Below are 21981 nucleotides of genomic sequence, written 5' to 3' on the forward strand. Positions count from 1 at the left end.
ACCCTGTATTTCTTATGTTTATCCAGCGTCGGCTAATGCCACCGCTTCATCGATATCAACTGCCACGATGCGCGAAACACCGGGCTCATGCATCGTCACACCGATAAGTTGATCGGCCAATTCCATGGTGATCTTGTTGTGACTAATATATATAAATTGTACGCTTTGGGACATCTCTTTTACCAAACGACAAAATCGTTCGACATTGGCATCATCCAAAGGCGCATCGACCTCATCCAACATACAAAATGGTGCAGGATTCAATCTAAAAATAGCAAAAACTAATGATAAAGCGGTTAGCGCTTTTTCTCCACCAGAAAGAAGGTGAATTGTACTATTCTTCTTGCCCGGAGGCCTAGCCATAATGGACACACCGGTTTCTAATAGATCATCGTCGGTTAAGGCTAAATACGCGCTACCACCTCCGAAGACCTTGGGAAACAAGATCCCTAAGTCAGTATTCACTTTATCGAAAGTATCTTTAAAGCGAGACTTAGTCTCTTTGTCTATCTTACGGATCGCTTCTTCTAAACTGCTCAGTGCCGCGTTAAGGTCATCATCTTGGCTGTCTAAATACAACTTGCGTTGATTTTGCTGATCGTACTCTTCAATAGCGGCTAAGTTGATGGCACCTAAAAGGCCTATCTGTTCCCTTAGTCGTTCTAGCTCTTTTTGACGCCACAGCATGGTCTTTTTATCGTCTAACGTCGATAATATCAGTTCAACATCAACGCGTTGTTCATTTAACAATCGCAGCTGACTGTCAATTTGACCTTTTAAACCTTCACGACGTAACTTTAACGTGCTGGAAGATTGAGTCAAGTCTTCTAGCTTCGCAAGCTGTTGTTTTTTATTCGTTCCTGCACTATCGCACAGTTCCTGTAACTCTGCTTGCTGCCGCCTTAAGACTGTTAACGCCTCTTGCTTAATTTGTTGCGCTTGCAGGGCCTGATCTAATTGTTCTCTAAGAGGCTGTGACTGGCCCTCTTCCTGCGCACTGTCTTTGGCGTCTAACTGCTTATGCAGTTGACGCTCATTTTGTTCAAGCTCAAGTATACGCTGTTCGTGTTGGTTAACCTGCTGCTTAATTAGCACCAACTGAGTATGTAAGCCCTGCTCACTCAATGAGGTTTGCGTCACCTTTGCGTCTAACTGTTGGCGTAGCGGTTTTAGCTGCGCAACTTTTTCAGCCGCCAGTGCTCTTTGCTGCTGACCTTGAGTTTTAGCGCGCAGTGTCTGTTCGAGTGTCTCGTTGAGTAACTGATGTTGCAGCTTACGCTGCTCTACATTGAGTTGAAAATCCTGTCGCTCTTGCTTAGCCTCGACTAACTCTTGTTCCACTTTTGCGAGTCTAGAAGCAATATCGACTATCGATTGCTGCTGCGAGCGCAGTTGCGAGCTTAAACTAGCAAGCTCTATCTGCTTGGCTTGGATCAACTGCTGCTTTTGCTGAGCTTGGCTAACAAGCGGCACCACCATTAACTTTATCTCAGTTAGAGACTCCGTTAATCTTGCTAAGTTAGCTTGGCTATTAGTGACACTTTGCTGCAGAGCGATTTGCTCATTCTTAAGCTCGACAATCGAGCCTGCAGCTTGGGTTTTCTCTATGATAAAGTCGATACCGACAAGGTAACCATCGGCGGTCGCAATTAACTGTTCTTGCTTGAGCGCACCTCGCTGTAGCATGGCTTGGTTTATAGTCTCTAGCCACGTGACATGGTTTAACCAAGGGGCAAGGTTTACCGGCGCCTTGACTGCTGCAAGTTGCGTACTTGCTGTTTCAAAGCCAAACTGCGACAGATTAGAGTCATTACTTTGAGAGTCAGCAGCCGATAACACTGGCGCACTTAATAGCCCAGATAATAAAATATCAACAGCGCTTTCCCAGCCGGGAGTGACATCGATAACTTGCCATAACTCTTGGCATTCACCGTCCTTATCGGTCGGTAATAACTGAGACACAACAGATAACCGGCCTTGCTCATCTGCAAGTTTAACTTTCAGAGTGTCCTGCTCTGCAAACAATGTTTGTTCAGTTTGCTGCTTTGCTTCGAGCAGGAAGTTTAACTCATCGAGCACTTCTTGTTCTTGCTCAATAACACCGCTAAGTTCACTCACCTGTTCAGTGATATCTTGTGATTTAAGCAATTCAAGATCGGAAGCGGTTTGCAGCGCTTGATCTTCTAGTCTCGCGACCAGCTTATGTTTATTGCTAATATCGGTTTCAGCATGGCTGAGTTGATTGCGATTCATCTCAAAAGCAAGGTGCGCCTGAGTATGTGCTTCATTTAAGCTATTTAATTGCTCGCTTAAATACTCAAGCTGCTCAACTAAGGTAGAAAGCTCGGCATCATGCTCTGCCAATTGCTGTCGTAATAGACTTGCTTCAGGCAAAGCACTTGCTTGCTGCTCATTGAGCAGGGTCTGTTTAGCTTCATCTTCGGCTAAACGGGCGCGATAAGCTTGCATCTGCGCAGCAATCTCTTGTAGTCGCAGACTCAGGCTCTCATCCTGTTGCTCACGGTGCTTTAGCGACTGCTCTAACTTAGCGATATGCGTTTTGGTTAGGTAAAAGTCTTCAACCTGATGTGCTTCTTTGGTATCGAGTTCGCTTAGCTTCAAATTAAGTTCAGTTAAGCGCAGCTCTATGGTCTGCTTTTCAGCCAAAAACTGGGCTTGCTGCAGTGCTAACTTACCCAGTTGCTCATCTATTTTAGCGATTTGCTGCAGCAGCTCATGATAGCGTGAGACCGATAGTTCGGCGTCGCACTTACGCTCTGCTTGTTTTAGTTCTCGATACTTTTTAGCGGTTTCTGCCTGTTCGGCTAACTTGTCTAACTGTTTGGCTAATTCAGAGCGAATATCACCGAGTCTAGCCAAGTTCTCTCGGGTGTGACGAATGCGGTTTTCAGTTTCACGACGACGCTCTTTATAACGTGAGATCCCCGCCGCTTCTTCGATGAAAACCCTTAAGTCTTGAGGCTTAGACTCAATTAACCTTGAAATCGTACCCTGCTCAATAATGGCGTAACTACGCGGTCCAAGACCGGTGCCCATAAAGAGATCGGTAATATCTTTACGGCGGCACTTTTGATTATTGAGAAAATAACTTGAGTCACCGTCTCGGCTCACCTGACGCTTAACGGCAATCTCTTGATAACTGGAGTACTGACCCGCTAAGCGCCCATCTTGGTTGTCAAATAACAGCTCCACGCTGGCAACAGATACAGGGCGCCTTGCTGTAGAGCCATTAAAAATAACATCGGCCATGGAATCGCCACGCAAATGTTTTGCAGAACTTTCACCTAATACCCAACGCACCGCGTCAATCACATTTGATTTGCCGCAGCCGTTCGGGCCAATAATGGCGCTTAGTGGGCTAAGTAAAGGTATTTTAGTTGGATCGACAAATGACTTGAATCCGGCAAGTTTAATCTGTTTAAGTCTCATGGTGCCGTTTAGTCATTTCCTCGCTAGCATGTTAGCGATTAAGTTCGAGAACTAGCATAGGAAGCCTAGTAATAACGTTTATATAGGATGTAACTTTACCAAAGCTCACTGCATTTTGTAACGCTTTTTATTGACGATTAAGCGCTTTTAACTTGTGATTAAATACCGACTGACTCACAATCGTACGAATGCGCATTCTTAACAATGTAATATTTCTATGAATAAAACCAAACAAGTACAAAAAAAAAGCGGTGTTAATTATTTTCTCGACGGGTTCAGCCTAATTAAGCAGCCAGGTCTTAGAAGATTTGTCTTTATTCCACTTTCAATCAATTTATTATTATTTGGTGGCCTAATCTATTTTGCCATTGGCCAATTAGAGAGTGTGTTTGCCTGGCTTTCCAGTCAGCTTCCAGACTATTTAAGCTGGCTAAACTTCATCTTGTGGCCACTGGCAGTCTTGACCTTATTAGTCGTACTGTCGTTTGTTTTTAGCTCGGTAATGAACTGGCTTGCCGCCCCTTTTAATGGTTTATTGGCTGAAAAAGTGGAGCAGCAGCTTACGGGTAAATCACTTAACACTGGTGGCGGTATCGATCTGGTTAAAGATCTACCACGGATCATGGGCCGAGAGTGGACGAAACTTAAATATTATCTACCTAGGGCCATCGTATTCTTATTGCTGTTCTGGATCCCTTTTGTCGGGCAAACTGTGGCCCCTATTTTGTGGTTTCTGTTTAGCGCCTGGATGATGGCAATTCAGTATTGTGATTATCCATTTGATAACCACAAAGTACCGTTTCAAGATATGAAGTTTGCGCTCAACCAAACCAAGGGCAGTAGCTTTAGTTTTGGCGCTGCTGTCACCTTGTTCTCAATGATCCCCATTTTAAACTTCGTGGTGATGCCCGTAGCGATTTGTGGTGCAACTGCCATGTGGGTCGATAAATATCGCGCCGCCTATAAAAACGATATGATTGCACCTGAATAAAAACAAAATTATCACTCTGCAAAAGCCATGTTTCTAAGTGACTTTTTTCTTACAAATGTCTTGTCCTGAAATCTGTTTACATATTTCAGGACAAGACATTAAAAAAGCAGCCATCTGGCTGCTTTTTTATGGGTTACAATCAAGCTTGAAAAACTAACTTTCTGCAATACTAACCAAGTTACGCCCTGCACTCTTCGCTTCATATAAGCCCGTATCTGCGCGCTTTAGCAACTCATCGACGGTTTCGTCATGGCCAAACTCTGTCACTCCAGTACTGACAGTAATCGTTAATGCCCCTTTTGAGGTTTCTATCGGCGTGATCTCAAGTTGCATACGGAATCTATCTATCAAGGCGTAAGCCTTTTCGATATGAAGACCTTTAAACCCCACCACAAACTCTTCACCACCAATACGCGCCACGGTGAAGTGCTGTGAAAAAGACTGCTTTAATCGCGAAGCAAATTCGATTAACACCTCATCACCGACATCATGGCCATAGGTATCGTTCACCTTCTTGAAAAAGTCGATATCCAATAAAGCCAAGGACAAAGAACCTTGTTTCTGGGCAACCTCGGTTAACTTCTCCTGATAAAAATTAAAGAAATACCGCCGATTAAACACATTAGTGAGGTAATCGAGATTTGCCTGTTCCCACAACTTAGTGACCATATCTAACGAGTCTAGTGTCGTTAATACTCGACAATGAAACTCTTCGTGTACAAATGGCTTTTGCAAGAAGTCGTTGGCACCATTTTTAATAAAGCGTGCTGACAGGCTTTCATCACTGTCACTAGACAGGCCGATAATAGCAAGCTCTTCACGACCCAGTCGCTCTCGCACCTTAATGATGAGGCCAAAACCATCAAGCCTTGGCATATTATAATCGGTAATAAGTAGGGTAATGTCAGGGTTATCATTAAGGGTCTCTAACGCAGAAATGCCATCATCGGCCTCTATCACCTGAAACAGATGTTGTTCTAATAAGCTACGAATAAATTTGCGGCTAACGACAGAGTCATCGGCCACAAGCACCTTTACACTTTGATTACGGCGTAAGCGCTTCACCAGTTTTGCGGTATATTCATAGCTAAAACGGTTCTCTTTAAATACATAATCCACGATACCTAGTTGTAATAAGCGAGCTCGCTGCTCGGCATCCCAACTCCCAGTTAATACAATACAAGGGATCTGTTTTTCCAAAACAAACTTAACTATCTCGCCTTCTTGTGCATCAGGAAGATTTAAATCTGTGATCGCAACAAAGTACTCATTGTGTGCCAATAGTTCCTTGGCACTGGCCATGTCAGAGGCAACATCGACCTCACAACACAACTCCTGGGTTAGCAGGTGCCGCATCACCCTAGAAACCACTTGGCTATCTTCAACCACTAAAATCCGCAAACTTGCTCTCCTTCTCCCTATATTGCTTCTCCCCGCACTTAGCAAACCTTTTTCAGGCTCTTGATAACCAATAACCTTGGTTACTTGGCTAAGTTTGCAGGTCGAAATAGGAAATATTATTCCGTCGCATATTATATTTACGCGCTTCTTATTCGTTTTCAGCTTAACGTCTGCGGGGAGAAAACGGTATAACTAATGTCAAATATTTACACCCGTTTCAACCGCTAAGTTAATAGATTTATTATCTATAGCGGCATGTTCAAGTGCAGCTTCATGTTTGGTTTTACGCACATCAATGACCACGGTTGCCGAAATTTTATCTTGAATCGCTTGCCTATTAGCGTCCCAGTAGATCTGGAAAAAGCCTAACAAACCAGTGGTAAACCCTGCCGCGTAACCACCATATCGACCAAACGCATCCCAGAGTGAGATTTTGGTGCCATCGAGTTGAATGACACGAATGCCAAATAGCTTCTTACCTAATGTTTGACCATCAAACCATGCGGTGAACACGGTAAAATAAAAAGCGGCCCAACCAAAGCCTAAACCAAGATCATTGAGTAAACCTTTAATCCACGCCAACGGACTAGTTGTCGATTCATTTTTTTCTGGCAGAAATTCGAGCTGAACATTTTGATTTTCTAACGCTTGCGCAGCTTCCTCTATCTTTTCTAAGCTTCCTTCCATCGCGGTCTCTGACATAAAACCTTGAGCCTGCATATCGCCAGCTTCAGATAAATCGGCTCCAATCTCAGGTTTTGAGTCTAGAGCGGTTTTGGCTTTGATATCCGCTTCTTCATCGGATCCAGTATTTGATTTAGCGCTTGATTTAGCAATTAATTTAGTACTGTTCTTTGTATTACTACTTATACCAGCCTCCGTATCTGGGTTGGCTCCTAACTCACTGACTTGCGGTGCGCCTTTCTCAAGATCTTGCTGTCGATAAAGCTGTTGCTTCTCCATCGTCGAAAGCGGTAATCCTGCTACTAACTCATTGATTATTTGTGTTTGCTCTGCTGTTGGCAGGCTTGAGCGAGACAAGGCCTGCTCCACTTCGGCCATTTTCTTTTGCGCACAAGCAAAATCTTCACACTGACTTGCAACAATCACGGCCGGCACATAGCCCACCATTTCAGTCAAACTCGCTAAGCCATCATCGCCATTTGCTGGTTTCACAATGCTGCCATTAGCGTCTAAATGGCTTCCCTGCTTTGGCGGTTTAACCGTTACGTCGCTATAATAACCAACGACTGCCGAGATCAAAGCAGCCAACATCAGTAGGTATAATCCCCACTTAAACAACTTGCCCACGGCTTTACTCTGCTTTTGAATTAAGAGTGTAGCCAACACCAATAAGATAAAGAGCCAGCCAGCGCTTTCGGCGAGCACGGCAACCAAAAGGCCATCGATCATCATGGCCAAGCCTCGCTTAAGCGGACTTGCTAATGGCAAGTAAAGAATATTTGGCGATACATCAAAGGCAAATGGCGTTACCCAGGTCTTAGGATCATCATGTTTACTCATCTGCTGCTGCCTCATAGAACCACCTCATTAGCCTGTTTAGCGACACGAATATCCCGTTGTAACTGGGGAACTGACAGACTCGAACCTCAAAAGTAACATTATGTTAACACAGCATTTCCTGTGCTATATCGATCTTTACGAATAACAGCAAACGCTTTAATAACTAAAAAGAATAACGAAGAACAAACTATCACTTCTATTACTGCAAAAGCCTATTATGATTTAACTGTGCATTTAAAGGAGCAAGCAATCAATGAGCAAAATTTTCGAAGATAACTCACAAACAATTGGTAACACCCCTCTTGTCCGTCTAAACCGTGTAAGTAATGGTAGAGTGCTTGCCAAGATAGAAGCTCGCAACCCAAGCTTTAGCGTTAAGTGCCGTATCGGTGCCAATATGATTTGGGATGCTGAGAAAAAAGGCCTTCTAACTCAAGAGCAAGAGCTTATTGAACCCACATCAGGCAACACCGGTATTGCTCTGGCTTATGTTGCTGCTGCTCGTGGATATAAGTTGACTCTAACAATGCCAAACACCATGAGTTTAGAGCGTAGAAAATTACTTAAAGCCCTTGGTGCCAACCTTGTGCTGACCGAAGGGGCTAAAGGCATGAAAGGGGCGATTGATAAGGCTGAAGAGATCAGACTATCAAACCCTGAAAAATATGTATTACTGCAGCAGTTTAATAACCCTGCGAACCCTGAGATCCACGAAAAAACCACTGGACCGGAAATCTGGAATGATACCGACGGTGAAGTCGATGTCGTTGTTGCGGGTGTAGGAACTGGCGGTACCATTACCGGTGTTAGCCGTTATATTAAGAACACTCAAGGTAAAGCGATTACATCGGTTGCAGTTGAGCCAACCGACTCACCCGTTATCGCGCAAACATTAGCAGGCCAAACGATACAACCTGGACCACACAAGATCCAAGGTATTGGTGCAGGCTTCATCCCTGGAAACTTAGATCTTAACCTTATTGATCGCGTTGAAGCGGTAACCAATGAAGAGTCTATTGAGATGGCCCAGCGTTTGATGAAAGAAGAAGGGATCTTAGTCGGTATTTCATCGGGTGCAGCGGTGGTAGCCGCAAACCGTATCGCCGCACTGCCTGAATTTGAAGGCCAGAATATCGTGGTTATTTTACCGTCAGCAGCTGAGCGTTACCTATCTTCAGCCCTGTTCCAAGGCCAGTTTAGCGATGCCGAAAACGTGCAATAACTTCACCTAGCGTAAAATAAAAAACCCAAGCCTTAGCTTGGGTTTTTTATTGCCATCACAATATGATTGACTGTTGAGCTGACAATATCTAACAAGGCGTGATCATCAATATCAGTTCGAATAAGATACTGGTACTCTAGGAGTTTAATAATCGCTAACACCTGATGTGCATCGGCATTAGCCGAACTTGAGCCCATATCAGCAAAAAAATGCTTAATACTATCAAGAAAGGTTTTATCTAATGCGGTGATTGCCGCCGCCAGTTGCGGATTACGTAACGCCTCTTCATGAAACGCTACCTCAAGGATCCTGTCGTCTCGATGAGCTAACTGTTCTTTAATATGCTCACAGATAAATTGACTGAGATTATCGATAATAAACGCCTTCATCTGCGACTCATCAGCCGTTTGTTGCTCCAACCTAACACTCTCCACCAAGGCGTAACTCTTATGCTCTAATACCTTATTCATCCACAAGGTTTTTTCTGCAAAATAGGTTAAGGAATCACTGATAAGATCTTTAATATCATCGAAATAATAAGTAGTTGAAGATAGCGGCACATTAGCCTCACTAGCTACAGCACGATGTCGAACTCCACGGATCCCCTCTCTTACGATTAAGCGCAAGGTTGCTTCTAATATTGCAATACGCCGTGCTTGACCATCGCTACGGCTTGATTGACGACCCACATAGGTCAAAGGCACAAGCATATCGGCTCCCGTTAGACTAATAAATATGCTGCTTGAGCAGGCTAAAACCACTTTTAAACTTATTAAAATCACACTTATCCGTGTGAAGTAGGATCAAGCTCAAACAATTAACAAACTGTAACATGTAAAATTTGGCTCCACTAATACTCTGTAAGCTTATCTTGGTTGAACTTATGTCTTTTTATCGCTCTCCTCTCTCTATCAGTGCTTTTGACGCAAAGTTTGAAGCGCAAAAAATTGCTTTTGCCCCAATTAGTTTTCAAGTAGCACGCTGTCTTTTAAAATTTAACTTATTACAACTCATCTCAGAGAGTGGCGAGAAAGGCTGTAGCCTAAATAGCTTGGCACAGCAATCTGAGCTATCTGAATATGCCGTAGGAGTATTGGTCGACATGGGACTCAGTATGGGTCTGCTCTATCTAAATGAAGACACGTACGTACTAGACAAAATTGGCCATTTTTTGCTGCATGATGATATGGCAAAAACCAACTTAAATTTTACCCATGATGTGTGTTATCAAGGCCTATTCGAACTAGAAGCGTCATTAATTGAAGGTAAGCCTAAAGGATTAAGTTCCCTTGGTGACTGGCCAACGATTTACCCAGGGCTGAGTCAGCTGCCTGATGAAATAAAAAAGAGCTGGTTTGAGTTTGATCACTACTACTCAGATCATGCTTTTGAATCGCTTCTACCGCTAATTTTTCAAGCTAAACCCAAACATATCGTTGATGTTGGTGGTAATACTGGCAAATGGGCATTGGCTTGCACGGGTTACGATAACCAAGTGCAGATCACCATTATGGACCTGCCTGGCCAGCTAAAGGTTGCTATGGAAAATGCGATGACTGCTGGGGTTTCTGAGCGCGTTCAAGCCTATGCCACCGATCTGCTCGATGAAAATAAACCCTTTTGTGAAGGCGGTGATCTGTATTGGATGAGCCAATTCTTAGACTGTTTTTCCGAGGCCGAAATTCTCAGCATCTTAAAGAGAGCCGCATCAGTGATGAAGCCTGGGAGTGAACTTTGTATCTTAGAAACCTTCTGGGATCGCCAACCTTTTGAAGCGGGAGCCTATTGCGTCAATGCCACTTCTTTATATTTTACCGCCATCGCCAACGGTAATAGCCGCATGTATCACAGTAAAACCTTACTGACATTAATCAGCCAAGCAGGACTCTTTGTTGATGAAGATATCGACAATATCGGCCTAGGACATACGCTACTACGTTGTAAGCTCAAGCCTTAAGCCCCATATATTAAAGACTCATTCGTTACAAACTTTAAGGTTTGCACGTTTAAGACTTAAGCCTAAAGCGATTATTCGTTCTAGGCTTAAGTTTACACAGGGCGTATTCAAATAGCCTTAGCCCAAACCAGCTTAAATTCGCTATCTCCAGTAAATCCATCCCCACTAATACCACTCTCACTAAGATCATCTCTCTCCATATAGATTCAGTAAAATTGAATCTACGGTTAACATTATTTCAATTTTACTTACCAAACGGTACTTATAAAATAGCTGTATAAGATTGATTTCAGGAGAAAAAAATGACCACAACACATAATAAGCTAAGACACCGAGTATCACGTTTACCAAGTCCGATGGCAGGGCTTGCACTGGCTATCGCTAGCTTAGGCTGGGCATGGGAAAGTATGCTGCCAAGTTTTGGTAACCAAGCTCAATTAGTAGGTGCGTCGATAGCGTCCGTTATGCTGCTGATGTTGGTAGCCAAATTTGTGCTTCATCCAAAAGTACTCATTCAAGAATTGACTCACCCTGTGGTTGGTAGCGTGATCCCGACCTTTGCGATGGCCTTAATGGTAGTCTCGGCCGCCATAGGGCAATTTAATCACGGTGTAGCGGTAACAATATGGCTATTGGCTATTACCATTCATATCGTGTTTTTAACTCTGTTCATTTATTTCCGCGCCATTGATTTTAAACTCGAGCATATGGTGCCAAGTTGGTTTGTGCCACCTATCGGCATTATTGTCGCAGCGGTATCTTTTCCTCATGGCTCAGAGTTGCAGTATCAGTGGCTGGCCGATGCAATTCTCACCTTTGGCATGGTCAGCTATCTGGTGATGCTACCAATCATGATCTATCGCTTGATCTTCTGTGACCCCATTGCTGACGCAGCTAAGCCTACCATCGCAATTTTAGCAGCACCCGCGAGCCTCTCTTTAGCAGGCTACTTAACAATTTCAACTCAGCCATCATTGATTATCGTAGGAGTATTACTCACTCTTGCATTGCTAATGACAAGCGTGATTTATCTAGCCTTCTTTCACTTACTAAGACTACCATTTTCACCCGGTTACGCCGCATTCACCTTCCCTATGGTCATTGGTGCTACCGCCCTATTTAAAACGGTACAATGGTTAATAGCTACATACGGTGCAAGCGTGCTTTCCTTTGATTTACTTATCGCTGCAAAATTCGAGCTTATCATAGCGACACTTGTTGTTACTTATGTTGCGCTAAAATACCTCATCCACTACAAGGCAAGTATTCTTGGCAGAACAGCGAATTAAAAAGTTGATATAAATTACCCCGTTTAATTGTTACACATTAAGCCGTTAAAATAGTTAAACCTAAATGTAACATTTCTCTATTATCACCTCTTTCCCCAAGCCTTAAGTGTGACGCACCTCACATTTCAGGCTTTTTGCATCACCTATTACACCACTGTATAGACTAATGTGTAATCAGCTAAAAATCAGCATAAATACCACAGGCAATTAAAAAACAAATAACAACTCAGCACCATTGCAAATACAAAAATAACACGTATACATCACATTAAACACAAGAGCAACACAAACCCCCTTATGCGCCGCTCATTCATTCACATCCTGTTAACCAGCAGCTTTTCAAACTGAAAACAGGTAAATAAAACACCTGTAAATAGCATGTTGCCCCAGTTATTAACTTGTGCTTACATCCCATCTTAGCGATCACTTCTTGACATATATTTACAAACACTTAAGAAGCAGAAACTAAACAAAAATAACTATTATAGGTTCCAGGGAGTAAAAGATATGCAGCTCAACTCAAGATTGGCCAAGGCTATTCGCTTTGCGTTAGCAACAGGTGCCGCAACAGCAGCACTTAGCTCGCCAGTTGTTCTTGCCGCAGATGATGAGAACGTAGAACGTATCCAAGTGACAGGTTCTCGTATTCAACGTAGTGATATGGAAACGGCAACGCCAGTGACTGTATTAAGTGCCGATGAGATGGCTAATCAGGGTTTCACGAGTATTCAAGATGCCTTAGAAAGCTTAACCTCATCTACAAGTGCAATGACGACTCAATCGGTTCATGGATTCACACCAGCAGCTTCATCTATTAGTCTTCGCGGTGCAGGCGCAAACCGCACGTTGACGCTGATCAATGGCAAAAGATTAAACCAATATCCAAAGCCAGCTGGCGGCACTGATAACTTTGTTGATACGGCGAACCTGCCGATGGAGGCGGTACAACGCATTGAGATTTTGCAATCCGGTGGTTCAGCCATTTATGGTGCCGATGCAGTTGGTGGTGTAATCAATATTATCTTGAAAAAAGACTTTGAAGGTGTTGCTGTTAAATATCGCCATGGCGATACCACAAATGGCGGCGGTGGCAACGATCGTGTGGCGCTATCAATAGGTGCTTCATCTGACAGAGGTAACGTATCAAGCTTTATCGAATTTACTGACAACGAGTCACTAAAAGCGACAGATAGAGAAAACTTCGGTTTACACACAGATAAAGTGCCTCACAGCCCATTCTCTCAATACAGCTCATACGGTGCAAGAATCGCCGGTACTGGTGATGGTGCACGTCAACTAACAGCTGAAGAATGTACTGCTGGCGGCTTCTTATGGGATTCTGCTCGTAACATTTGTGGTTTTGACCGCTCTGCATGGCGCGACTTACAACCTGAGAGCACGCGTTTTATCAGCTCAACAATCTTTAACTATGAACTTGCTGACGACGTCAGTTTTGTGGGTCGTTTAGACTTCGCAGAAGCAAAATCTGTCACTAACATCGAGCCTTCGGCAATCGATGACTACGATATTGCCGTCGATGGCAACCAATTAACCGTTAGTTACGGTCAAGTTGGTGCTGATAACTATATGAGCAAAGTGTTTGATGATAAGTCCACCGCACTAAATGGTGACTTTGCCAATGCCGAAGATGGTGATTACTATTACGCACGTCGTTTACATGAACTAGGTAATCGCACAACTGAAACTAAGACGAGCAATTACTTCTTCACCGCTGGCCTTGAAGGCTTAATTGCCGACGAATACAACTGGGATGCTTCGGTTAACTACGGCCGCACCAGCGTCGACGTATTTGGTGGCGGTAACGCAACCGTTGGCGGTATGTTTGACTACCTCACAGCTGGTGAAAATGGTAACTCACTACTAGAGAATATGTCTCCAGAAGATGCGGAAAAAGCCTCTTATAGCTCTTTTGAGCGCGCTCAGTCTACGCAAAAAAACATTCAAGCTAACATCACCGGCTCGCTATTTGAGATGGATGCTGGTGATGCCATGTTTGCTTTTGGTGGCGAGTATACGATTCAAAGCTATGAAACAGATTCTGACTCTGAGTCTAAAAACGGTAACATCTTAGGTAAGGGCGGCTCATCGGGTGCGGGCGAGCGTAAAAACTGGGCAACCTATGCTGAATTAAGTATTCCTGTACTTGATGAACTAACGATTGATGCGGCGCTGCGTTACGACCATTACGACAATTTTGGTGGCAATCTTTCACCACAGATCGCAGTTGAGTATCGCCCACTAAGAGAGCTACTAGTCCGTGGTTCTTGGAGTTCTGTATTCCGTGCACCAGACATGCACCGTGTATATGGAGACCCAACCAACGGCTTTAACACAGTAATTGACTTTAAACAGTGTCAAGCTATGGGGGGAACACCGGGTACAAGTTACCCAGATGAAAACCTAAATGCTATCTGTAATGAGCTACATATCGACACCACAACGGGTGCGAACCAAGACTTAGAAGCAGAAACAGGCTACACCGCCAACCTAGGTGCGGTATGGGGCGGAGATTCATTCAACGCATCATTCGATCTTTGGGAGTGGAAGCTAGATGACATGGTGAGTGATATCAGTGCTTCACAAGCCGCTCGTGAATATGAGCTGTATGAAGACATGATCACCCGTGATGACAAAGGCACCATTACTCATATTAATGCAACAGCGCAAAACTTGGCGTACCAAGAAGTCCGTGGTTTTGACTTAACTGCTGGCTACGACTGGGATCTAAATAGCTTTGGCGAACTAAAGCTTAACTTTAGCGGTACCTATATCTTAAACTCTGAGTATCAACTAACCCAGAGCGATCCAGTTGAAGATGATATCGAAAACGGTGGTCTACCACAGTACCGTGCTAACTTGATCCTTGGCTACTTCATTGACGACTTTGAGGCCACACTCGGTGCTTACCACACTGCGCGTATGCACGGCTCACAATATAAGTCTTTCAAAGAAGCTGCTGAAGCTGCTGGTGACGTATTTGTTGAAGAGGATCATGAAGTTGCCTCTCAAACTAAGTGGAATCTGACGACGGGTTACACGTTCTCTGATTCAATTAAAGTTAAAGCGGGTATCGTTAACTTATTTGATGCAGGTCCTAACTTCGATCCAACAGCAACATCATGGCCACACTACCCACGTAGCATCTATAACGCACGTGGACGCGAGTGGTTTGTTGAAGGTGAAGTGAAGTTCTAAATAAGAACTGATATTAGTTTACTCCACACTAAAACGGCATCCTAGGATGCCGTTTTTTATCAGCGGTTCCAGCCCTAGCTAAATCCCATATAGTGCGCGCCAATCACAATCACACTCGAGGTCACAAATAGTGTCAGCATAAAACGCCAGATAAACTTAAGCCACTGACCCCAGTCGACACGGCACACACCTAATGTCGCCATCAAGGATGCCGATGTTGGTACCAATATATTGGTAAATCCATCGCCCAATTGAAATGCTAACACTGCCACCTGACGAGTGACTCCAACCAAGTCAGCAAGAGGAGCCATGAGTGGCATGGTGAGCGCAGCCTGTCCCGAACCCGAGGTAACAAAGAAATTAAACACCGATTGGAACACATACATAAACCATGCCGACATCACGCTCGGAAGTTGGCCAATAAACTCCCCCGCTTTACTCAATATGGTATTGAGTACACTTGGGGTTGAAGCATCTCCGCCACCGAGCAGCAGCAAAATACCCGAGGCACAGCCGACTAAAACAGCGGGTTCAAGCATAGTGGCAGCGCCCTGCTTAAAGCTCACCGCTACGGTATTGATATTCATCTTGTTGAGCTTAAAGACGACACCGATAATGCCGACAACAATCCCCATGGTGAAGAACTGACTGGCAATCTCTGGGATAAACCACGCCTTGGCAATCACCCCCCAGATGATCCACGCAACCGTTGCGAATATAGTGAGCAATACCAAGATATCGCCTAGGTTAAAGCGGCTTTCAAGGTTGGATTCTTTAAGGTTTTCTCTAAAGTAGCTATCACTTTGGTAACTAAAAGAGTGCGTAGGCATGGCTTTCACTTTGGCGGCATAACGCATGGTGAAGATAAGTCCCATCAGGGTAAAACCGGACCACATCACAAAGCGCATACCTGAGCCGGACAACACTGGTACACCGGCGATACCTTGGGCGATAGCCACGCTAAATGGGTTCATCCAAGAGGAAGCGAAACCAATTTGAGTCGCTACATAGGTCACCATCACTGTGGTAATACCATCATAGCCTAAGCGGATCATCAGCGGGCAGATGATAATGGCAAACGCAATCGCCTCCTCCCCCATGCCAAAGACTGCACCACCAAGGGAAAAGAGTATGAAAATTACTGGAATAAACAGCGCCTCATTACCACGGGTGCGATCAATTAGCTTTAAAATGCCGTTATCTATGGTACCTGTCGCCATCACGATGCCAAAAGCACCGCCAATAACTAACATGAACATGATCACACCAATAGCACTACCCCACTTAGAGCCCGAGACTAAGCCTTCAAAGGCAAAGTTAAAGAAGCCCGCCCCGCCGTTGCCTTCAAATAGTGCGACAGGGTTTAATATGGGTGAGCCTGCATCATCGACTTCATAGGCAAAGGAGTTGGGATCGATAACGCTGCGGCTCTTTTCCACACCATCAACAACGTAGCTAATGTCTTGAGTTTGAAATGAGCCAATAGGAACAAAATAAGTCAGAATTGCCGCCGCAATGGCAACGAAGAAGATAATGACGAGGGTGTCGGGCATTCTCACGGTTGTTTTCGGAGTAACCAACTGATTATCTAGGGTATTAGAAGCGCTAACAGGGTCCATTTTGCCACCATTTTATTATTATATGGCGGCAATATAAACCAATGACTGACTATTAGCTAGCCAAGTTAACCATCTACCTTAACCACTTGCGATAGAGCTCTTAACAAAGACTTTGCTAATAAAGTGACTTATAACCAACATAAGCAACGAAAATAGCAATGCTGGCACAATAGGATGAATATGGAAAATCAACGGCGACTGCCATTGCAGCACAATATAACTTAGCATACCACTGCACATGGCTATCAAGGCCGTTTGACCATTCACCGTTGGGCAAAACATCCCGGCGATAATGGGCCATAGAAATACTGCCTGCAAAGCGCCAAAAGCCGCAAGGTTAATCCAAACGATCATATCTGGCGGCTTCACAGCCCAAAAACAGGCTAGCGCCGTAATAACGACCATCAGCACTTGCGTCATGCGCACCTGAGCCGTCGCGCTCATTGCTGGCCTTGTTTTAACCACGCCATCACGAACGATACTGACAGCCGACTGCAGCAACATAGAGTCTACCGATGACATCACCGCAGCAATCGGCGCGGCGAGCAAAATACCCGCCCAGAATGGACTCATTAACTGCGCGATTAAGGTCGGCATAATTTGATCGGGCACGCTAAGATTTGGAAATAGCGCGCGACCAAGAAAGCCGCATAGATGTGGGATCAGTGTCATCAAGAAGCAAATTATCGTTCCCCACAACATGCCTCGCTTTAGTGACAACGGGTCTTTAACTGCTAATAGCCTTACAATAGTATGAGGTAAGCCCATGGTGCCAAAACAGATCAATACCCAAAACGACAACATCATAGGCCAGCTTAAAAAGTCATCCACCCCATGAGGGCTGAGTAGCTGGGGCATTTTGGCGGTTTCCACCGCTAACTGTGAACTGAGCTCGGGGCGAGTTAAGATCACAAGTAACAAGATGATTAATCCGAGTAGCATCACTATGCCTTGCAGAGCGTCTGTGAGTACAACCGCTCTGAAACCACCCGTTAAGGTGTAGGCAAGCACTGTCAGCACAAATACCGCCAAACCCAGCTCGTAACTGACTCCGGTTACTCCAGAAAGTAATCGGGCACCGCCAATAAATTGCACCGAGATCATAGCGACAAAGCCAACAACCAAACTCAGCATAGCAATCGTGCTCAACCAGTTATTGCTATATCGTTCGTCAAGCCATTCAATAATGGTGCTGTACTGCTTTTTTTGCGCGAGAAATTTAGGCCCTAAAACCCCTAAGGTAAGAATAACCACAGGAACCTGGATCACAGCCAGCCATACCCAGCCTAGTCCGAACTTATAAGCAGCACCGGGCCCGCCAATAAATGAGCCCGCACTGGTATAGGTAGCCACCAAAGTTAACGCTAACAATGGGCCGCTAAGGAACGCCCCACCGATAAAAAAGCGCTTAGCTTTATCATCACTGAATTGCTGAGACTGTTTAGCCTGACGCGCACTCCAGACCCGAGTGATCACCAAACTTAACCCAAGGTAAATTAATACCGGCAATAAACTAGTCATTACGTTCCTCAACCTTACTCACAACCTTAGTAAGTAAAAATCTAAGACTGACTATCAGCAAAAGCGGTGCACCGATACAGGAAAACCAAAACCATAGCGGTAAGCCAAACCAGTTCCCCAGTTCACTGAGCCATAATGGACCAAAGCACCAGAGGAAAAAGTAACTCAACGTGAGTATTAATGAGGTTTTGGTAAGCAAACTCATAAGTGTGAAGGCCGCAGCTAAGAAAAGAGTTTTAAGCGCGCAATTTTAATCAATAATGCCACAGGATGCTAGACGGTGATCAAGAGCAAAAATCAAAAACATGATAAGAAATCAAAAGTGCGCGGAAATAATTGCATTGAATCACAGTTAACTGGCCATAACTTTCGCTTATTCACTTAAGTTGGCCCAAAAGACAGACTTTGTAACCCATTGATTAACAGTAGAACAAAACTTAATTCAGACTTAAATAATCGCCCATATACCTAAAAAGGGTGAGTTCCCTCTAACTTCTACTATTACGGGGACCGACTCTACTTGTTACGTCTCTATACACACTCTAAAATCGAATCTTGAACCATCAATTTTATTGATAGTTTCAACTATCGTTATTTTCATATAGGGAAGCCGTAGGTAACAGATGAAGTATTCACTCAAGCAAATCACCGTTTTTGACGCTGTAGCCAGCCTAGAAAGTGTCAGTGCTGCAGCAAGAAAATTGTCGATGACCCAATCGGCGGTCAGTATGTCACTTGCACAATTGGAAAATTTGCTTGGGCGTCCACTGTTTATTCGCCAGGGAAACCGATTAACATTAAGCCATTGGGGAAACTGGTTACGCCCCAAAGCTAGACGCTTACTGCAAGAGGCACAACATATCGAATTTGGTCTTCACGAACAACACCTTATCAGTGGCCAATTCAGATTGTGTTCGAGCCAAACCGCAGCAGAGCATTTAATCCCCGAACTCATCAGTAAAATTGATACTGATTTTCCCGAGCTAAGAATCGAACTCTCGGTAGAAAATACCGAGAATGTCATTGAAGGATTGCTCAACTATGAGTTTGATCTTGGGATTATTGAGGGGCGAAACGACGACTCTAGATTACATAAAGAGAGATGGATTGATGACCATCTCGTTATCATTTCATCTCCCAATCACCCCTATGCGAAATATGAAAGCGCCAGCTTATCTCAACTTGAGCAAGCAAAATGGGTGTTACGAGAACAAGGTGCCGGAACAAGAAGAATATTCGAAGGGGCAATTCACGGTATTATCGAAAAGCTTAATGTGTGGAAGGAATACGAGCAGGTACCGGTGTTAAAATCTTTAGTTAAAAATGGGCAATATATTAGTAGCCTACCCTATCTGGATGTGGAGAAGGAGGTTGCTAATGGTGAGTTGGTGATTCTTCCTACCCCTCAAATTAATATGCAGCGCCATCTTTCGTTCATCTGGCGTGCAGACTCAGGTGAAAACCCCTTACGGGACTGTATTATCACAGAGGCAAAAAGATTAAGCCGTATTCGGCAGATGAAAAGCTAGTAAGATAAGAAAAACGGGACGATATCGTCCCGTTTCACATCATTAAAATAAAAACTAGACTCTATAAACCTCACACACCCTTTTGGCTATCGCTTCTCGTGTGATCACTCCACACAATAGGCCATTATCTAAAACAGGAAAGACACTCGGCTTATTTGGCGACGCACGGCGTAATCGCTCTTCATAGCTTTTAAAAGTATTGCCCGTTAAGATCCCGTATTCATTAACCGGGAATAACTTACTACGATCAACGACCATTAACTCTATTAGTTCAGCAACTGAGTCTTGTGGTGACAGCGTCATCACCTCCGTTTGCATCAAATCACTAACCTTACATGAAACCCCTCTGGCAAACTCTTCAGACCAAAGGCTACGCAGTAGATCTTGCTGTGAGATAAAACCAAGCAAACGCTTATTTTCATCGAGAACGGGTGCGCTACGACACTCATTATCTGCAAGTAAGCTCAATGCAGCATATACAGACAGTTCAGAAGAGATCGTCAGTGGAGTTGGGTCCATAAGATCTTTAACAGATAGTTTTTTAATTATTTTAGGCATTTTAATCAGTACTCCAGAAGTAGGGATTTGATGTATTTGGGCAGATGTTTCAAGTTGTGGTGTGCTATGAACTAAGGAAGTTTTTAGGCTTTGATCAGACTTTTCGATAAGCCAGTAACCTAAGCCAACAAAAACGCCACCACCGACGATATTTCCTAAGGTCACGGGAATGAGATTATTGAAAATAAAATTGCTAAGAGTCAGGTCGGCAAAGCTATCACGACTGATATTTAAGGCTTCAAACCAAGCTGGGTCGGCAAACTGGTGGATGGTGATCCCTAAAGGAACCATAAACAGGTTTGCAATGCTGTGCTCAAAACCGCTGCTAACGAACATGGCAACAGGCAGCATAAGTAAGATCGCCTTGGTGAGAGCGTCACGACTGGAAAATGTCATCCACACCCCTAAGCAAACTAACATATTGCACAATACGCCAAGAACGAAGGCCTGCCCCCAACTATGGTGCAGCTTATGCTGGGCAATTTGTAATGCGTTTAATCCCCACAGCCCCCCATCAAGTTCGTGCATTCGAGCTGACATGATCAAAATCAACATGATCACCGCTCCAATTAGATTACCTAGGTATACTCGCCCCCAACATTTAATTAGATCGATTGTAGTAACAAGCTTCTGAGCCCAGGCAACGCTACTAAGAACGGTACTGGTAAAAAGCTCCCCGCCACAGATCACCACTAGCATCAGACCTAAACTAAATGCTAATCCCCCAGCAAGGCGAACTAATCCCCATGCTCCATCGCTTCCAGTTGTCACTGTGATATAAAAAACAAACGCCAGCGCAATAAAAGCACCAGCAAAGGCCGCTAAACCGAACGACTGCCATGCAGATTTAATCACCTTAGCCTTGCCATAATGCTCAGCCTGTTGATACAGGCTCAATAATTCTGGCTTGGGAAGCTCAACACTTTGTTGGATTGGGTTAACTATCACCGGCGCTTTAACCGCATGATTAGAAAACATTTATTCCACTCCAAATGGAAGCGTATAAATTTGTCATTTTCATTACTCTATTGCCCATTTTTATCTACTAACTTGTTATTTTGTACCTACAAATATAATTAGAAATTTGGGGCAATAAAATTTGATAATAATCATAAGCAGTATCAAATATCCTGATGCACAGGTGGAGGTTTGAGAGTTTGAATACAATAAGAGGATTATCAACAAGCAGTTGTTTTTAAAGGAGTAATAACCATGATACCTGCTTTAATGAATTATCAGCAGACTAAAGTGCGTCAACTAACTATAAAGGGATCACAGAGATTTTGAGCTTCACAATGGCAGATTCATCTCTAATATAAGTATTCTTGAAGCTTGAAGCCAACCGAACAAAAATTTGAAAAACTAAGCGGGATCTGTACATCATCAAGTGGCCCAAGCCAAAATACGAGATCAACTGCACAAAATAAATAATCAATCACCAAACGCTAATCACACTACAATAAGATGTGCGGCAAAGTTCAAACCACACGGAGCTAACGCGCCACGACTCACAAATACACGAAAAACGTGACCAACACCCAGTGCAATTTATATGCCGCCCCCCTATTTGTTTAGCGATCCCTGTATAAGTTGTTAACTGGATCTCAAATAGCTTAATCACCTAATTCAAGAATATTGATACTTAATGAAGACGGTCGTCCTATGTGTTAGTATTCGCAGGGTAAATTGGTCTTACCAATTAAA

General features: G+C 43.9%; 14 protein-coding genes. 6 read left to right on the forward strand and 8 right to left on the reverse strand.

Translation table 11 applies throughout. The features are described from left to right. Positions 1–18: 18 nt before the first annotated feature. Positions 19–3450 carry a chromosome segregation protein SMC gene (gene smc / locus SHAL_RS13410; protein ID WP_012277661.1) on the reverse strand — a complete coding sequence of 1144 codons (3432 nt, stop codon included), beginning with the start codon at positions 3448–3450 and terminating at the stop codon, positions 19–21. A 217-nt stretch (positions 3451–3667) separates the two neighbouring features. Between smc and cysZ the strand changes: the two genes are divergently transcribed. Beyond that, complete coding sequence (cysZ, locus tag SHAL_RS13415; protein WP_012277662.1) at positions 3668–4441, forward strand: sulfate transporter CysZ; 774 nt, start codon at positions 3668–3670, stop codon at positions 4439–4441. A 153-nt stretch (positions 4442–4594) separates the two neighbouring features. On the opposite strand, the gene SHAL_RS13420 is transcribed toward cysZ, so the two are convergent. Together SHAL_RS13420 and SHAL_RS13425 are read right to left on the reverse strand one after the other, a co-directional pair. Further along, positions 4595–5842, reverse strand: coding sequence for a response regulator (locus tag SHAL_RS13420; protein WP_012277663.1), 1248 nt, complete (start codon positions 5840–5842; stop codon positions 4595–4597). Between the two features lie 198 nt (positions 5843–6040). Then, on the reverse strand, positions 6041–7366 hold the full coding sequence (locus SHAL_RS13425) for an RDD family protein (protein ID WP_223296193.1): 1326 nt from the start codon (positions 7364–7366) through the stop codon (positions 6041–6043). Positions 7367–7619: 253 nt separating this feature from the next. On the opposite strand from SHAL_RS13425, the gene cysK reads away from it, so the two are divergent. Then, complete coding sequence (gene cysK / locus SHAL_RS13430) at positions 7620–8588, forward strand: cysteine synthase A (protein ID WP_012277665.1); 969 nt, start codon at positions 7620–7622, stop codon at positions 8586–8588. 32 nt (positions 8589–8620) lie between these two features. Here cysK and SHAL_RS13435 read toward each other — a convergent pair whose 3' ends face one another. Further along, the gene (locus SHAL_RS13435; protein ID WP_012277666.1) at positions 8621–9298 is read right to left on the reverse strand and encodes a TetR/AcrR family transcriptional regulator; all 678 of its coding nucleotides are present in this window, start codon (positions 9296–9298) and stop codon (positions 8621–8623) included. Between the two features lie 173 nt (positions 9299–9471). Here SHAL_RS13435 and SHAL_RS13440 point away from each other — a divergent pair, with 173 nt between their 5' ends. Then, positions 9472–10545 (forward strand): methyltransferase, encoded by a 1074-nt coding sequence (locus SHAL_RS13440; RefSeq protein WP_012277667.1) that lies wholly within the window; start codon positions 9472–9474, stop codon positions 10543–10545. 49 nt (positions 10546–10594) lie between these two features. Here SHAL_RS13440 and SHAL_RS23275 read toward each other — a convergent pair whose 3' ends face one another. Next, the gene (locus SHAL_RS23275; protein WP_190273602.1) at positions 10595–10735 is read right to left on the reverse strand and encodes a hypothetical protein; all 141 of its coding nucleotides are present in this window, start codon (positions 10733–10735) and stop codon (positions 10595–10597) included. Positions 10736–10847: 112 nt separating this feature from the next. On the opposite strand from SHAL_RS23275, the gene SHAL_RS13445 reads away from it, so the two are divergent. Further along, complete coding sequence (locus SHAL_RS13445) at positions 10848–11834, forward strand: TDT family transporter (RefSeq protein ID WP_012277668.1); 987 nt, start codon at positions 10848–10850, stop codon at positions 11832–11834. Positions 11835–12341: 507 nt separating this feature from the next. Next, positions 12342–15050 (forward strand): TonB-dependent receptor plug domain-containing protein, encoded by a 2709-nt coding sequence (locus tag SHAL_RS13450; RefSeq protein ID WP_012277669.1) that lies wholly within the window; start codon positions 12342–12344, stop codon positions 15048–15050. Between the two features lie 74 nt (positions 15051–15124). On the opposite strand, the gene yfcC is transcribed toward SHAL_RS13450, so the two are convergent. Beyond that, positions 15125–16669 (reverse strand): putative basic amino acid antiporter YfcC, encoded by a 1545-nt coding sequence (gene yfcC / locus SHAL_RS13455; RefSeq protein ID WP_012277670.1) that lies wholly within the window; start codon positions 16667–16669, stop codon positions 15125–15127. A 78-nt stretch (positions 16670–16747) separates the two neighbouring features. Next, the gene (gene panF / locus SHAL_RS13460) at positions 16748–18190 is read right to left on the reverse strand and encodes a sodium/pantothenate symporter (RefSeq protein ID WP_012277671.1); all 1443 of its coding nucleotides are present in this window, start codon (positions 18188–18190) and stop codon (positions 16748–16750) included. Positions 18191–18813: 623 nt separating this feature from the next. Here panF and SHAL_RS13465 point away from each other — a divergent pair. Continuing rightward, a complete protein-coding gene (locus SHAL_RS13465; protein ID WP_012277673.1) occupies positions 18814–19719 on the forward strand; it encodes a LysR family transcriptional regulator in 906 nt (301 codons plus the stop codon). Between the two features lie 54 nt (positions 19720–19773). Here SHAL_RS13465 and focA read toward each other — a convergent pair whose 3' ends face one another. Beyond that, positions 19774–21255: a formate transporter FocA gene (gene focA, locus SHAL_RS13470; protein WP_012277674.1), complete on the reverse strand. Its 1482-nt coding sequence runs from the start codon at positions 21253–21255 to the stop codon at positions 19774–19776. Positions 21256–21981: the final 726 nt, after the last annotated feature.

This window comes from Shewanella halifaxensis HAW-EB4 (genome assembly GCF_000019185.1).
Classification (GTDB): Bacteria; Pseudomonadota; Gammaproteobacteria; order Enterobacterales; family Shewanellaceae; genus Shewanella; species Shewanella halifaxensis.